A 14,501-nucleotide genomic window follows, 5' to 3' on the forward strand; every position below is an offset into this window, starting at 1 on the left:
GAAACCGCATGGATTTGATACTCGACCTGCTCGCCACCGTGTCCCGCTGGAGCCGCAGCAACCTCTCGGAAATCGCTCTGGCGCTGGTGGGCTGTCTGCTGGTGCTGTTTGGCGCCGACTTCAAGGGCTGGGTCGAGCAACGCCTGGGCAGCATCGCCGGCGCCCTGCGCGTCCCGCTGATGGCCCTGCTGTGCATGATCGGCAGCGGCGCGGCGCTGATTTACGCCACACCCTGGGTGGTGAAGGGGCTGAGCCAGTTCAACAACTACAGCCTGGCGCCGGTGTTGCTGGTGGTGCTGGTGTTGATCGGCGTGGTCGCGGACCGCCGCTGATTTTCAGCTACTACCCAAAACGATCGTGGGAGCGAGCTTGCTCGCGATGGCGGTGTAACAGACGACATAAATGTTGAATGTGACGGCCTCATCGCGAGCAAGCTCGCTCCCACAGTTCTTATTGCGTGATGCTTAAGCGAGCTTTTCGAACTTCAGATCCCACACGCCATGCCCAAGACGTTCGCCGCGGCGTTCGAACTTGGTGATCGGGCGTTCGGCCGGGCGCGGCACGCACTTGCCGTCTTCGGCGAGGTTGCGGTAGCCCGGGGCGACGTTCATCACTTCCAGCATGTATTCGGCGTATGGTTCCCAGTCGGTGGCCATGTGCAGAATACCGCCAACCTTCAGCTTGCTGCGCACCAGTTCAGCGAAGGACGCCTGAACAATGCGGCGCTTGTGGTGACGGCTCTTGTGCCACGGGTCCGGGAAGAACAGCATCAGGCGATCGAGGCTGTTGTCGGCGATGCAGCGGTTGAGCACTTCGATCGCGTCGCAATCGTAGACCCGCAGGTTGGTCAGGCCCTGAGTCAGCACGCCATTTAGCAGCGCGCCGACACCCGGACGGTGAACTTCGACACCGATGAAATCCTGTTCCGGCGCAGCGGCGGCCATTTCCAGCAGCGAGTGGCCCATGCCGAAACCGATCTCCAGCGAACGCGGCGCGGAACGGCCGAACACCTGGTCGTAATCCACCGGCGCATCGGCCAGCGGCAGGACGAACTTCGGCGCGCCCTGATCCAGGCCGCGCTGCTGGCCTTCGGTCATGCGCCCGGCGCGCATCACAAAACTCTTGATGCGGCGGTGTTGGCGCTCGTCGCCTTGTTCCGTCTGGATTGGCGTGTCGTTCGATTCAGTCATCAATAGCTCTTACTTGATCAGACCATCCAGCGGCGAAGAGGCACTGGCATAGAGTTTTTTCGGCATGCGGCCGGCGAGGTAGGCCAGGCGGCCCGCGACGATCGCGTGTTTCATGGCTTCAGCCATCATGATCGGCTGCTGGGCATGGGCGATGGCCGAGTTCATCAGCACGGCGTCACAGCCCAGCTCCATCGAGATGGTGGCGTCGGAAGCAGTGCCGACACCGGCATCCACCAGCACCGGGATCTTGGCTTCTTCGAGGATGATCTGCAGGTTGTACGGATTGCAGATCCCCAGGCCCGAACCGATCAGACCGGCCAGTGGCATCACCGCGATGCAGCCGATTTCCGCCAGTTGCCGGGCGATGATCGGGTCATCACTGGTGTAGACCATCACGTCGAAACCTTCCTTGACCAGCACTTCGGCGGCCTTGAGGGTTTCGATCACGTTGGGGAACAGGGTTTTCTGGTCGGCCAGCACTTCCAGCTTCACCAGGTTGTGGCCATCGAGCAGTTCACGGGCCAGGCGGCAGGTGCGCACGGCTTCCACCGCGTCGTAGCAGCCTGCGGTGTTCGGCAGGAAGGTGTAGCGATCCGGCGACAGCACTTCAAGCAGGTTCGGCTCGCCTTCGATCTGGCCCAAGTTGGTGCGGCGCACGGCGAAGGTGACGATCTCGGCACCCGAGGCTTCGATGGCCAGGCGGGTTTCTTCCATGTCACGGTACTTGCCGGTACCGACCAGCAAACGCGACTGGTAAGTACGACCGGCCAGAACGAAAGGCTTGTCGCTACGAACGATGCTCATGGGGAATCCTCTGTTGGGGTGAGGGTCTTGCAGAATTGTCGGCCCATGCAGGCCTGGCGACTAGCCGCCGCCTATCGCGTGCACGACTTCGACATTGTCGCCGTCGTTCAGCGTGGTGTCGGCGTGCTGGCTGCGCGGGACGATATCCAGATTGAGTTCGACCGCGACGCGGCGTCCGGTCAGATCCAGACGGGTCAGCAGGGCCGCAACGGTTTCACCGTCGGGCAGTTCAAAGGATTCACCGTTCAACTGAATGCGCATGCGCAACGCCGCCATCACTTTTTAGGGGGTGGCATTCTAGCCCGATCATGACCTAAAGGTCAGCACCAAGCGTCAAGCGGTTGGCTGCAGGCGCCAGGCGGCGAGTCCGAGGCACAGCCAGCCGATCAGGAATGCCAGGCCACCGAATGGGGTGATGATGCCGAGCTTGCCGATGCCGAGGGTGGTCAACAGGTACAGGCTGCCGGAGAACAGCAGGATACCGACGGTGAACGAGATGCCGGCCCAGGCGACCAGACGCCCCTGAAGCTGCGTGGCCAGCAGCGCCACGCCGAACAGCGCCAATGCGTGTACCAACTGATACGTGACGCCAGTGTGGAAGATCGCCAGGTAATCCGGGGTCAGGCGGTTTTTCAGGCCATGGGCGGCGAATGCGCCAAGGCCGACACCCGTGAAACCAAAGAAGGCAGCCAGCATCAGAAAGCTACGCAGCATGTAGAACTCCACTCAGACTCGATCGGCAGGGTCTGTATAATGGCCCGCTCAACCGGTTCGGCCAAGCCATCTCTATGCTGCGTTTATTTCTCCGTCGTTTCACGAAGGCCCTGCTCTGGTTCGCGGGCGGCAGTGTATTGCTGGTGTTGGTGTTTCGCTTCGTGCCGCCGCCGGGCACGGCGTTGATGGTCGAGCGAAAGATCGAATCCTGGGTCGACGGCGAGCCGATCGATCTGCAACGCACCTGGAAGCCGTGGGACGAGATCTCCGATGACCTGAAGGTCGCGGTGATTGCCGGCGAAGACCAGAAATTCCCCGAGCACTGGGGTTTTGACCTGAGTGCAATCAAAGCTGCACTGGCCCACAACGAACTCGGTGGCTCGATTCGCGGCGCCAGCACGTTGAGCCAGCAAGTGTCGAAGAACCTGTTCCTGTGGTCAGGCCGCAGTTATCTGCGCAAAGGCCTGGAAGCCTGGTTCACCGCGTTGATCGAAGTGTTCTGGCCCAAGCAGCGGATTCTCGAGGTGTACCTGAACAGCGTCGAGTGGGATGACGGCGTGTTCGGCGCCGAAGCGGCGGCACGGCATCACTTCGGCGTAGGTGCCAAGTCATTGTCCCGGCAGCAGGCGAGTTATCTGGCGGCCGTACTGCCGAATCCTCGGGTGTGGAGCGCCAGTCATCCGACTGCTTACGTGTCGCGCCGCGCCGGATGGATTCGCCAGCAGATGAGCCAGCTGGGTGGCGACAGCTATCTGCTGACACTCGATGAGTCACGTCGGGCACCCTGGGCCCAATGAGTTTCTGAAGCGCACAAGAAAACGCCCCGATCATCACTGATCGGGGCGTTTTTTATTGCCAGACTACCGGTTATGCGGCAATCGACAACTTGAGCTTGTTCATCGCGCTCTTCTCGAGCTGACGGATCCGCTCGGCCGACACGTTGTACTTCTGCGCCAGATCGTGCAGCGTGGCTTTCTCTTCTGCCAGCCAGCGCTGGTAGAGAATGTCGCGGCTGCGTTCGTCCAGCACTTCCAGCGCTTCGTGCAGATTGTGATTGGAGTTGTCGCTCCAGTCGGCATCTTCCAGTTGACGCGCCGGGTCGTACCGGTGGTCTTCCAGGTAGTTGGCCGGCGACTGGAAAGCACTGTCGTCGTCGGCTTCGGCAGCCGGGTCGAAGGCCATGTCATGGCCGGTCAGGCGACTTTCCATCTCACGCACTTCACGCGGCTCGACGCCGAGGCTTTCCGCCACACGGTGGACTTCCTCGTTGTTCAGCCAGGCCAGACGCTTCTTCTGGCTGCGCAGGTTGAAGAACAGCTTGCGCTGGGCCTTGGTGGTCGCGACTTTCACGATCCGCCAGTTGCGCAGGATGAACTCGTGAATCTCGGCCTTGATCCAGTGCACCGCGAAGGACACCAGACGCACGCCCATTTCCGGGTTGAAACGCTTAACGGCCTTCATCAGGCCGACGTTACCTTCCTGGATCAGGTCAGCCTGAGCCAGACCGTAGCCGGAATAGCTACGGGCGATGTGTACGACAAACCGCAGGTGGGCGAGCACCATCTGCCGAGCCGCCCCCAGATCCTGCTCATAGTAGAGACTCTCGGCCAGTTCACGCTCCTGCTCCGGCGTCAGCAATGGAATGCTGTTGACGGTGTGCACGTAGGCTTCCAGGTTTGCGCCTGGAACCAATGCATACGCAGGTTGCAAAGAATTGGACATACGGAAAAACCTCCGACTTACATACTCATGCTTTTCAGCATTGCGAAAAATTGACCGGAAACTCAAATGAAAGTTTCCTTAACCACTGAAAGGTCAATCACGCGCAAAAAAGATTCTACTTCGGCGCCAACTCCCTGAGATGACGTGCGACTGCAATCCATGCACCGATATAACCCAACAGCACCGCGCCAAGCAAGAGCGACAGACCGTCGGCAACTGGCACGCCGGCCAGTGCGAAGTCACTGCCGTACAAGCCGGCCAGCCCGACCACCGCGTCGTTCAGCCAGTTCAGGCCGAACGCCAATACACCCCAGGACAGCAGCCCCGCACCGAAGCCATACAACGCGCCCATATAAAGGAAAGGACGACGCACATAGCTGTCGGTGCCGCCGACGAGTTTAATCACTTCTATCTCGGTGCGGCGGTTTTCAATATGAAGACGAATGGTATTGCCTATCACCAAAAGCAATGCGGAAACCAGCAACACCGTCAGACCGAACACAAAACGGTCGCCGAGCTTGAGTATGGCGGCCAGACGCTCGACCCAGACTAGATCAAGTTGCGCCTGTTGTACCTTCGGCAGCTCGGAAAGTTTTTGTCTTAATGCTTCCAGGGTCGACTTGTCGACCTCGTTCGGCGTCACCAGCACCACGCCCGGCAGCGGGTTTTCCGGCAGCTCGCGCAGGGCTTCGCCCAGTCCCGACTGCTGCTGGAATTCTTCCAGCGCCTGGTCGCGGCCGACATATTCAGCATCAGCTACGCCGGGCATGCCTTTGATCTGGTCGCGCAACGCTTCGCCCTGAGACGGACTGGCCTCGAGCTCCAGGTACAGCGAAATCTGCGCCGCGCGCTGCCACGAGCCGCCCAGGCGCTCGACGTTGCTCAGCAACAGCGAAAGCCCCATCGGCAGGCTCAGCGCAACCGCCATCACCATGCAGGTGAAGAAGCTGCCGATCGGCTGCTTGCCGAGACGGCGCAGGCTGTCGATCCAGCTGGCGCGATGGCTTTCGATCCAGGCACGGAACAATGTGGCGAAATCCGGGCCGTCGTCATCGTCGTGCTTTTTCTTCTTTGGCGGTTGCGGATCGGCTGCCTTCGGGGCCACGCGCTCGGAAACCTTTGGACTACGTGTTGCACTCATACGCCGGCCTCCCCGTCGCCGATCAATCGGCCGCGTTGCAGGGTCAGCATGCGATGGCGCATGCGCGCGATCAGCGCCAGGTCGTGACTGGCGATCAGCACGCTGGTGCCCAGACGGTTGATGTCTTCGAACACGCCCATGATCTCGGCCGCCAGACGCGGGTCGAGGTTACCGGTCGGTTCGTCCGCCAGCAGCAGAGCCGGACGGTGAACGATGGCGCGGGCAATGCCGACGCGCTGTTGCTGACCGGTGGAGAGGTCGCCCGGGTACAGTTCGGCCTTGTCCGACAGCGCCACACGCTCCAGCGCCGAATCGACGCGCTTGGCGATTTCAACCTTGGACAGCCCGAGAATCTGCAACGGCAGCGCGACGTTGTTGAACACCGTGCGATCAAACAACAGTTGATGGTTCTGGAACACCACGCCGATCTGTCGGCGCAGGAACGGAATCTGCGCATTGCTGATGGTGCTCAGGTCCTGTCCGGCCAGCAGCAGTTTGCCGCTGGTCGGACGCTCCATCGCCAGCAACAGGCGCAACAATGTGGATTTACCGGCACCGGAGTGGCCGGTGACAAACAGGAACTCGCCGCGACGGACTCGAAAGCTCAGCTCATGCAAGCCGACGTGACCGTTCGGGTAGCGCTTACCGACCTGTTCGAAACGAATCATGAACGCTCCCGTTCGGCGAACAATGCCTGGACAAAGGGTTCGGCTTCAAAGGTACGCAGATCGTCGATGCCTTCACCGACGCCGATGTAGCGGATCGGCAGGCCGAATTGCTTGGCCAGGGCGAAAATCACCCCGCCCTTGGCGGTGCCGTCGAGCTTGGTCAGCGCCAGGCCGGTCAGTTCGACGGTCTGGTTGAATTGCTTGGCCTGGTTGATGGCGTTCTGACCGGTGCCGGCGTCGAGCACCAGCAGCACTTCGTGCGGCGCATCGACGTCGAGCTTGCCGATCACCCGGCGAACCTTCTTCAGTTCTTCCATCAGGTTGTCTTTGGTGTGCAGACGACCAGCGGTGTCGGCGATCAGCACATCGATGCCACGGGCCTTGGCGGCCTGCACGGCGTCGAAGATCACCGAAGCCGAGTCCGCGCCCGTGTGCTGGGCGATCACCGGAATCTTGTTGCGCTCGCCCCAGACCTGCAATTGCTCGACAGCTGCGGCACGGAAAGTGTCACCGGCGGCCAGCATGACTTTCTTGCCTTCCAGCTGCAGCTTCTTCGCCAACTTGCCGATGGTGGTGGTTTTGCCGGCGCCGTTGACGCCGACCACCAGAATCACGAACGGCTTGTTCTGGGAAGCGATTTTCAGTGGCTGTTCGACAGGCTTGAGCATTGCGGCCAGCTCGGCCTGCAGGGATTTGTACAAGGCGTCGGAATCGGCCAGCTCTTTACGTGCGACCTTCTGGGTCAGACGCTGGATGATCACCGAAGTCGCCTCGACGCCGACGTCGGCCGTCAGCAGGCGGGTTTCGAGATCGTCGAGAAGATCGTCATCAATGGCTTTCTTGCCGAGGAACAGGCTGGCCATGCCTTCGCCAATACTGGCGCTGGTCTTGGACAGGCCTTGCTTGAGGCGGGCGAAGAAGCCGGCCTTGGTTTCCTCGGTGCGCGGAGCCTCGACCGGGGTTTCCACAGGAGCGACTGGCGCTACGGCGACTGGTGCAGGTGCAGGTGCAGGTGCAGGTGCAGGCTCGGGCGTTTCAACAATCGGGGCAACCGGGGCAGCAACCACAGGTTCTGGAATGACAGGAGCGGCTTCCACCACTGGCGCCTGAGCAGGTTCCGGCGTAAACGCAACCGGCGCAGGAATCGGCGGCGTAACGTGCGGCGCGGCCTCTTCGACCAGCGCCACCGGCTCTTCCGCCACCGGCAAGGTCAGCCACGGCTCACTGGCCGGGGTCAGCGGCAATTCGGCGGCAGCCGGCGCTTCAGGCTCGGCCTCGGCCACAGGTTGCAACACCGGCTCGGCGATCGGCAGCACAACCGGTGCCGGCGCTTCTTCTATTACGGGAGCGGGCGCGGGGGCTGGCTCAGGAATGGCAGTCGGCTGTTCGATGACGGGTTCCTGCGGTTTCTTGCGCAGCCATCCGAACAGGCTTTTCTTCTCGCCAGCCGCAGCTGGGGTCTTCTTGTCGTCGTTGGAACCAAACATGGAGGACGGCTATCTCACGGTAGCGACGCGCCACAGGGGCGCCCCGGCAAATAAATATTCGATGCAGAACAGACTGTGTTTCACCCAGCTTGTTCACGCGCAACATTTTGTCGAGGCACCAACGGCACCTCAAAGGAATCGTTTTAATGAAGGACTGGCCGGCAAAATCGGCGAAAAAGCGAAGTTTAGCTGATAAACCAAAGCCTTCTGCCGCAAACCCATACAACCTGATCAGGTTTCAAAACCGGATAGGCGTGGTCGCCGGTAAAACGGATCAGTATCCTAGCACCCTCTCGCCCGCCGACGCTAAGACCAAGCGGGCAGCCCAACAGGTTTAAAAAAGAATGAATGCTCTAGCCCGCCGCGCCGCAGGCCTGCTGCTCAGCACAGTCTGCCTGCCCCTTTCGGCCCTGGCGGCCGATCCGCAACCGACTCACGAATTTACCCTCGACAACGGCCTGAAGGTCGTCGTGCGCGAAGACCATCGCGCGCCGGTGGTGGTGTCGCAGGTCTGGTACAAGGTCGGTTCCAGCTACGAAACCCCGGGCCAGACCGGTCTGTCCCACGCCCTCGAGCACATGATGTTCAAGGGCAGCGAAAAAGTCGGCCCCGGCGAAGCTTCGCTGATTCTGCGCGACCTCGGCGCCGAAGAGAACGCCTTCACCAGCGACGACTTCACCGCTTATTACCAGGTGCTGGCCCGCGACCGTCTGGGCGTGGCCTTCGAACTGGAAGCCGACCGCATGGCCAGCCTGCGGCTGCCGGCCGACGAGTTCGCCAAGGAAATCGAAGTCATCAAGGAAGAGCGCCGCCTGCGCACCGACGACAAGCCGATGTCCAAGGCCTACGAGCGCTACAAGGCCATGGCCTACCCGGCCAGCGGTTATCACACGCCGACCATCGGCTGGATGGCCGACCTTGAGCGGATGAAGGTCGAAGAGCTGCGTCACTGGTATCAGTCCTGGTACGTGCCGAACAACGCCACATTGGTGGTGGTCGGCGACGTGACCCCGGACGAGGTGAAAAGCCTCGCCCAGCGCTACTTCGGGCCGATCCCGAAACGCGACGTGCCACCGGCGAAAAAGCCGCTGGAACTGGCGGAACCGGGTGAACGCCAGATCACCCTGCACGTGCAGACCCAACTGCCAAGCCTGATGCTCGGTTTCAACGTTCCGAGCATCGCCACCGCCGAAGACAAACGCTCGGTCAACGCCTTGCGCCTGATTTCGGCGTTGCTGGACGGCGGCTACAGCGGCCGCATCCCGACCCAGCTGGAGCGCGGTGAAGAGCTGGTGTCCGGCGGTTCGTCGAGTTACGACGCCTACACTCGCGGCGACAGCCTGTTCACCCTATCGGCCACGCCGAACACCCAGAAGAAAAAGACCATGGCCCAGGCTGAAGCCGGTCTGTGGAAACTTTTGGATCAGCTGAAAACCACCGCACCGTCCGCCGAAGAACTGGAGCGCGTGCGTGCGCAGGTTATCGCCGGCCTGGTCTTCGAGCGCGATTCGATCACCAGCCAGGCCACCGCCATCGGCCAGCTGGAGACCGTCGGTCTGTCGTGGAAACTGATGGACACCGAACTGGCCGATCTGGAAAGCGTCACCCCGCAAGACATCCAGAACGCCGCCAAGCTGTATTTCACCCGCGAACGTCTCAGCGTCGCCCACGTCCTGCCATTGGAGACGACTCATGAGTGAGCGCAAAACCCCACGCCTGCTGCTCGGCCTGATCGCCGTGGCCGTCATCGGCTCCGCTGCGTTCTATCTGGTGCCGAGCGACAACACCAAGGCCAGCGAAGCGCTGGATAACGCCAAGTCCAGCCAGAAGCTGCAATCGCTGGCGGAACTCGACGGCAAGGCCCCGGCCAGCCGCAAGCTCGACGTGCAGACCTGGAACACCGCCGAAGGCGCCAAGGTGCTGTTCGTCGAGGCCCGCGAATTGCCGATGTTCGACATGCGCCTGATTTTCGCCGCCGGCAGCAGCCAGGACGGTAACGCGCCGGGCCTGGCCCTGCTGACCAACGCCATGCTCAACGAAGGCGTGGCGGGCAAGGACGTCGGTGCCATCGCCCAAGGTTTCGAAGGCCTGGGCGCGGACTTTGGCAACGGCGCCTATAAAGACATGGCCATCGCCTCGCTGCGCAGCCTGAGCGCCGCCGACAAACGCGAGCCGGCGCTGAAACTGTTCTCGGAAGTGGTGGGCAAACCGACCTTCCCGGCCGACTCCTTCACGCGCATCAAGAACCAGATGCTCGCCGGTTTCGAGTACCAGAAACAGAACCCCGGCAAACTCGCCAGCCTGGAGCTGATGAAGCGTCTGTACGGCGATCACCCATACGCCCATTCCAGCGATGGCAACGCGCAAAGCGTGCCGAAAATCACGCTGGCGCAACTGCGTGAGTTCCACGCCAAGGCCTATGCGGCGGGCAACGTGGTGATCGCACTGGTGGGCGATCTGTCCCGCAGTGAAGCCGAGGCGATTGCCAATCAGGTGTCCGCTGCGCTGCCAAAGGGCCCGGCGCTGGCGAAAATCGAGCAACCGACCGAACCGAAGGCCAGCGTCGGCCACATCGAATTCCCGTCCAAGCAGACCAACCTGATGATCGCGCAACTGGGCATCGACCGTGACGACCCGGACTACGCCGCGCTGTCGATGGGCAACCAGATCCTCGGCGGTGGCGGTTTCGGCACCCGACTGATGAGCGAAGTGCGTGAAAAGCGCGGCTTGACCTACGGCGTGTATTCAGCCTTCAGCCCGATGCAGGCTCGCGGACCGTTCATGATCAATCTGCAGACCCGTGCGCAAATGAGCGAAGGCACCCTGAAACTGGTGCAGGACGTGCTCGCCGACTACCTCAAGACCGGCCCGACCCAGAAAGAACTGGACGACGCCAAGCGCGAACTGGCCGGCAGCTTTCCGCTGTCCACCGCGAGCAATGCCGATATCGTCGGTCAGCTCGGCGCCATGGGGTTCTACAACCTGCCGCTGAGCTATCTGGACGACTTCATGCGTCAGTCCCAAAGCCTGACGGTCGAGCAGGTTCGCGACGTTCTGAACAAACACTTGAGCACGGATAAACTGGTCATCGTCAGCGCTGGCCCGACCGTGCCGCAAAAGCCGTTACCGGCCCCATCTGATAAACCTGCCGAGCAGCCGCTCGGGGTTCCGGAGCATTAATGGCCAGTCCAAAGAAACCTGTACAAAAACTGCACAACGGGGTGAACCAGTTGCGCATCATCGGCGGCGAATGGCGCAGCCGCAAACTGAGCTTTCCTGATGCGCCGGGCCTGCGTCCGACGCCGGATCGGGTACGCGAAACCCTGTTCAACTGGCTCGCGCCGTACGTTGCCGGGGCCAAGGTTCTCGATCCGTTCGCCGGCAGCGGCGCACTGTTTCTGGAAGCGCTGTCCCGTGGCGCAGCAATGGGTCAGGCCCTGGACGCCAGCCATGTTGCGGTCTCCAGCCTGAAAGAACACCTCGGCACGCTGCGCTGCACCAACGGCCACGTACAGACCGCCGATGCGCTGCGCTACCTGGAAACCCAGACCGCGACTCCGTTCGACCTGGTGTTCCTCGACCCGCCGTTCAACCAGAACCTGCTGCCGTCGGTGTGCACATTGCTGGAAGAGCGCCAATGGCTGGCCGAAGATTCGTGGATCTACACTGAAAGCGAAACCGCACCATCGACCCTCGGCCTGCCGGGCAACTGGCGCCTGCACCGCGAGCAGAAATCCGGGCGGGTGTACTACGCGTTGTGGCAGCGCAGCCTGCCCGCTCTCTGACACCGTCGATGCATGCAATGCCCGGCGTGCGGTAGATAACTACCGCACGCCTCCCCTGCAAAATCTCCACAGTGGATTACGCCATTTCCGTAATCCACTGAGGATGAATCACTTATGGACACTTTGTGCAGCAGGATGCTGCCTTGCCTGGCCCTCGCCCCGCTGCTGGCGCTGGCCGATCCACCACCGACCACCCATGAGTTTCTGCTGGACAATGGCCTGAAGGTCGTCGTCCGCGAGGATCACCGGGCCCCGCTGGTCACCTCGCAACTCTGGTTCAAAGTCGGCTCGGCTGACGAATCGCCGGGCCAGACCGGACTGTCCCACGCGCTGGAGCACATGCTTTACAAGGGCAGCAGCAAGACTTGTCCGGGTGAGGCATCGGCCATTCTGGAATCCCTGGGCGCATCGGAAAATGCCTTTACCAATAAGGACGTCACGGCCTATTACCAGACGCTGCCCAAGCCTTATCTGGGCGTCGCGTTTGAGCTGATGGCCGACCTGATGTCGACCGCTCACCTCAGACCTGAGGATTTCAACCCCGAGATTGCCGTCATTCAAGAAGAACGTCGCTGGAGTGTTGAAGACAGTCCTCTCGACACCGCAATGGAACGCCTGGAAGCTCTGGCCTATCCCTCCAGCAGCTACCGGACGCCCGTCATCGGCTGGATGAATGACCTGCACGGTCTGAACGCCACTCAGTTGCGGGGCTGGTATGAGTCACGCTATTCCCCCGGCAATGCCACGCTGGTTATCGTCGGTGACGTCACGCTCGATTACGTTCAGCCCTTGGCTCAGCGTTACTTCGGCAGCCTGCCCGGTCGCGCCTTTCCACAAGCCGTGAAACCTCATGAACTGCCGGAGCCGGGCGAACGCCGAATCACACTCAATCAACCGGTTCCTGCCCCACAACTGATCATGGCAATCAACGTTCCCAGCCTGGCTACGGCAGACACCGATCGGACCGCACACGCACTGCAGCTGATCAGAATGTTGCTGGCAGGCTCCCAGAGCGCACGCCTGCAAAAACGCCTGTTGCACCAGGAGCATTTGCTCAGTCAAGTCGACGCCAGCTACAACCTTTACAGCCGTGGCGACACCCTCCTGATAGTGCGCACCCGGCTCGACAATTCGCAATCGGCCACGCCTGACAAGGCGCAATCACGCGTCTGGGATCTGTTCGAGGAGCTGCGCACAACGCCTCCCTCCATCGATGAACTGGAACGCGCGCGAACCCAGTTGATCGCCCAAAGGGTTTTTGCACGAGATTCTATCGAGAGCACTGCCCAACAGCTGGCCGCCCTCGAGAGCATTGGCCTGTCGTGGCAATTGCTCGATCAGGAGATTGCCGGGTTAAAGAACGTGACGCCCGAGGACATCCGTCAGACCGCTGAAAAATATCTGATCCGCGAACGCCTCAGCACCGCCCATGTGCTCATGGAGAAAAAACATGGATAAATCGGCGCGCGTCTTTGAGTCTGTCCTGGCCTGTTTCGCACTCATCAGCTGGCTGTCAGCCAGCCAGGCTACTGCCGCCAACTCGCCAGCCGGCTTTCCCGACACTCGATTGCAATCGTTGCTGGAAACAGACTCCACACAACAGGCTCCACGCCCCTTTACCATCAAGGGCTGGAAAACCACGACAGGCATCAAAACGTTATTCATCCACACCACGGATCTGCCAATGTTCGACGTTCACGTCAGCTTCGCCGGCGGCAGTGCGCACGATGGCGACACACCCGGTCTGGCAGCGGTGACATTCAGTCTGTTCAACGAAGGCGTCGCCGACATGAGCGATCATGCAGCGATCGCCGAAGTGTTCGACGGGCTGGGAGCGAAGCTCGGGATGGACCTGGATCAGGAACGTGCCACTTTCACGTTGCGCAGCCTGAGCGATCCAGACAAAAGCAGCCGGGCTCTGCAGCTGTTTACGCAAATGCTGGGGCAGCCCGCTCTTACCGAAGAAGCTCTGCTCAGGGTCAAGCGCGAGCTTCGTGGCTTGCAGCTGGCAGAACAGCAACAACCTGCGGAAATTGCCTCGCTGCGCCTGCTGGACCTGCTGGCTGCGGACACGCCATACGCCCGTTCGATCTACGGAACCGATGCCGGCCTGACCTCGCTCACCCGTCAGGCCGTTCAAACGTTTCACAGCCAGACCCACTCGGCAAGCCAGACACAAATTACATTGGTGGGAGACCTTTCCGTCGAACAGGCACAGGCCATCAGCCTGCAAATCGCCAACGCGCTACCCGCGCCCCTCGTTGCATTGCCCACCGTCGAACCGCTCAAGGCTTTCGGTACTGAAATGCATCGCCATGTCGAGCGCACACAGGAACAGGTTCACGTATTGCTGGGACAACCCAGCCTGTCGCGCCAACACGAAGACTTCGTTGCGCTGTATGCCGCGACGCTGATTTTCGGCAGGGGAGCAAACTCCCGTCTGATGACAGAACTGCGGCAAAAACGCGGCCTGGTGTACGACGCCAGCATTCGCAACAAAGACTGGGCGGGCAGCGGCCTGACATCAATCACCCTGCAGACCAGCCCTCAATTCGCGAATGAAACGGTGGCCCTGGTGAAATCGATGCTCAGCAAATTCCGGCGTGAGGGCCCGACACAGGAGGAATTGGCTTACTTCAAACGCCGACTGGCCAACGCCAACATCGTTGGCAGCGCCAGCAACGCGCAGATTCTCGGGCGCCTGGCCGAGATCAACCGGCATCACTTGCCACTGGACCTGGACTTCTTCGCACAACAGGTGCAGCGCCTGACGCTTGAACAGATCAGAACGGCAATGGACAAACATCTGCCGGACGATCAGTGGCGGGTAGTGACGGTCGGTCCGACGGTACCCCAAGTGCCGCTCCCGCAACCGGCCATTGTCCCGACCGTCGAGCCGTCGGGGCATTCGTGTCGCGCCGATGCAGGCTTTGTGGCAAGTTAGACCTCCCTTGAAGTGACAGCCCTTGTATGACTGTCACTTCATGCAT

At 61.2% G+C, this 14,501-nt stretch carries 16 protein-coding genes; 8 read left to right on the forward strand and 8 right to left on the reverse strand.

The genetic code is table 11. The annotated features are described in order from the left end of the window. Positions 1 to 8: 8 nt before the first annotated feature. The gene (locus MKZ87_RS17015; protein ID WP_011336381.1) at positions 9 to 332 is read left to right on the forward strand and encodes a DUF3392 domain-containing protein; all 324 of its coding nucleotides are present in this window, start codon (positions 9 to 11) and stop codon (positions 330 to 332) included. A gap of 132 nt (positions 333 to 464) precedes the next feature. On the opposite strand, the gene trmB is transcribed toward MKZ87_RS17015, so the two are convergent. The 4 genes from trmB to MKZ87_RS17035 all read right to left on the reverse strand — a co-directional run bounded on the left by trmB (position 465) and on the right by MKZ87_RS17035 (position 2,708). Beyond that, a complete protein-coding gene (gene trmB, locus MKZ87_RS17020) occupies positions 465 to 1,190 on the reverse strand; it encodes a tRNA (guanosine(46)-N7)-methyltransferase TrmB (protein ID WP_266201368.1) in 726 nt (241 codons plus the stop codon). A gap of 9 nt (positions 1,191 to 1,199) precedes the next feature. Continuing rightward, positions 1,200 to 1,994, reverse strand: coding sequence for a thiazole synthase (locus MKZ87_RS17025; RefSeq protein ID WP_007953385.1), 795 nt, complete (start codon positions 1,992 to 1,994; stop codon positions 1,200 to 1,202). A 60-nt stretch (positions 1,995 to 2,054) separates the two neighbouring features. After that, the gene (gene thiS / locus MKZ87_RS17030) at positions 2,055 to 2,255 is read right to left on the reverse strand and encodes a sulfur carrier protein ThiS (RefSeq protein ID WP_007953386.1); all 201 of its coding nucleotides are present in this window, start codon (positions 2,253 to 2,255) and stop codon (positions 2,055 to 2,057) included. A 72-nt stretch (positions 2,256 to 2,327) separates the two neighbouring features. Continuing rightward, positions 2,328 to 2,708 carry a DUF423 domain-containing protein gene (locus tag MKZ87_RS17035; protein ID WP_085697857.1) on the reverse strand — a complete coding sequence of 127 codons (381 nt, stop codon included), beginning with the start codon at positions 2,706 to 2,708 and terminating at the stop codon, positions 2,328 to 2,330. Between the two features lie 74 nt (positions 2,709 to 2,782). Between MKZ87_RS17035 and mtgA the strand changes: the two genes are divergently transcribed. Next, complete coding sequence (mtgA, locus tag MKZ87_RS17040) at positions 2,783 to 3,505, forward strand: monofunctional biosynthetic peptidoglycan transglycosylase (RefSeq protein WP_085697858.1); 723 nt, start codon at positions 2,783 to 2,785, stop codon at positions 3,503 to 3,505. A 70-nt stretch (positions 3,506 to 3,575) separates the two neighbouring features. On the opposite strand, the gene rpoH is transcribed toward mtgA, so the two are convergent. From rpoH to ftsY, 4 genes are all read right to left on the reverse strand, one after another. Further along, a complete protein-coding gene (gene rpoH, locus MKZ87_RS17045) occupies positions 3,576 to 4,430 on the reverse strand; it encodes an RNA polymerase sigma factor RpoH (protein ID WP_007953393.1) in 855 nt (284 codons plus the stop codon). Positions 4,431 to 4,545: 115 nt separating this feature from the next. Next, positions 4,546 to 5,571: a permease-like cell division protein FtsX gene (gene ftsX, locus MKZ87_RS17050; RefSeq protein WP_266201371.1), complete on the reverse strand. Its 1,026-nt coding sequence runs from the start codon at positions 5,569 to 5,571 to the stop codon at positions 4,546 to 4,548. Beyond that, entirely contained in the window at positions 5,568 to 6,239 is a 672-nt protein-coding gene (gene ftsE / locus MKZ87_RS17055) for a cell division ATP-binding protein FtsE (RefSeq protein ID WP_007953396.1), read from the reverse strand. Before ftsE ends, ftsX begins: the two co-directional genes overlap by 4 nt. Beyond that, positions 6,236 to 7,726 (reverse strand): signal recognition particle-docking protein FtsY, encoded by a 1,491-nt coding sequence (gene ftsY, locus MKZ87_RS17060; RefSeq protein WP_266201372.1) that lies wholly within the window; start codon positions 7,724 to 7,726, stop codon positions 6,236 to 6,238. The genes ftsE and ftsY overlap by 4 nt, the downstream gene beginning before the upstream one ends. Here ftsY and MKZ87_RS17065 point away from each other — a divergent pair. The 6 genes from MKZ87_RS17065 (at position 7,725) to MKZ87_RS17090 (ending at position 14,455) form a co-directional block, all read left to right on the forward strand. Continuing rightward, on the forward strand, positions 7,725 to 7,919 hold the full coding sequence (locus MKZ87_RS17065) for a hypothetical protein (RefSeq protein ID WP_080511029.1): 195 nt from the start codon (positions 7,725 to 7,727) through the stop codon (positions 7,917 to 7,919). The genes ftsY and MKZ87_RS17065 overlap by 2 nt on opposite strands. Before the next feature lie 151 nt (positions 7,920 to 8,070). Next, entirely contained in the window at positions 8,071 to 9,426 is a 1,356-nt protein-coding gene (locus MKZ87_RS17070) for a M16 family metallopeptidase (protein ID WP_085702912.1), read from the forward strand. Beyond that, positions 9,419 to 10,906, forward strand: a complete 1,488-nt coding sequence (locus MKZ87_RS17075) for a M16 family metallopeptidase (protein WP_266201375.1) — start codon at positions 9,419 to 9,421, stop codon at positions 10,904 to 10,906. Before MKZ87_RS17070 ends, MKZ87_RS17075 begins: the two co-directional genes overlap by 8 nt. Next, the gene (gene rsmD, locus MKZ87_RS17080) at positions 10,906 to 11,511 is read left to right on the forward strand and encodes a 16S rRNA (guanine(966)-N(2))-methyltransferase RsmD (RefSeq protein ID WP_085697863.1); all 606 of its coding nucleotides are present in this window, start codon (positions 10,906 to 10,908) and stop codon (positions 11,509 to 11,511) included. The genes MKZ87_RS17075 and rsmD overlap by 1 nt, the downstream gene beginning before the upstream one ends. A gap of 114 nt (positions 11,512 to 11,625) precedes the next feature. Next, positions 11,626 to 12,969 carry a M16 family metallopeptidase gene (locus MKZ87_RS17085; RefSeq protein WP_085702914.1) on the forward strand — a complete coding sequence of 448 codons (1,344 nt, stop codon included), beginning with the start codon at positions 11,626 to 11,628 and terminating at the stop codon, positions 12,967 to 12,969. Beyond that, a complete protein-coding gene (locus tag MKZ87_RS17090; RefSeq protein ID WP_266201377.1) occupies positions 12,962 to 14,455 on the forward strand; it encodes a M16 family metallopeptidase in 1,494 nt (497 codons plus the stop codon). Before MKZ87_RS17085 ends, MKZ87_RS17090 begins: the two co-directional genes overlap by 8 nt. Positions 14,456 to 14,501 lie beyond the last annotated feature (46 nt).

This window comes from Pseudomonas sp. MCal1 (assembly GCF_026341415.1).
Lineage (GTDB): Bacteria > Pseudomonadota > Gammaproteobacteria > Pseudomonadales > Pseudomonadaceae > Aquipseudomonas.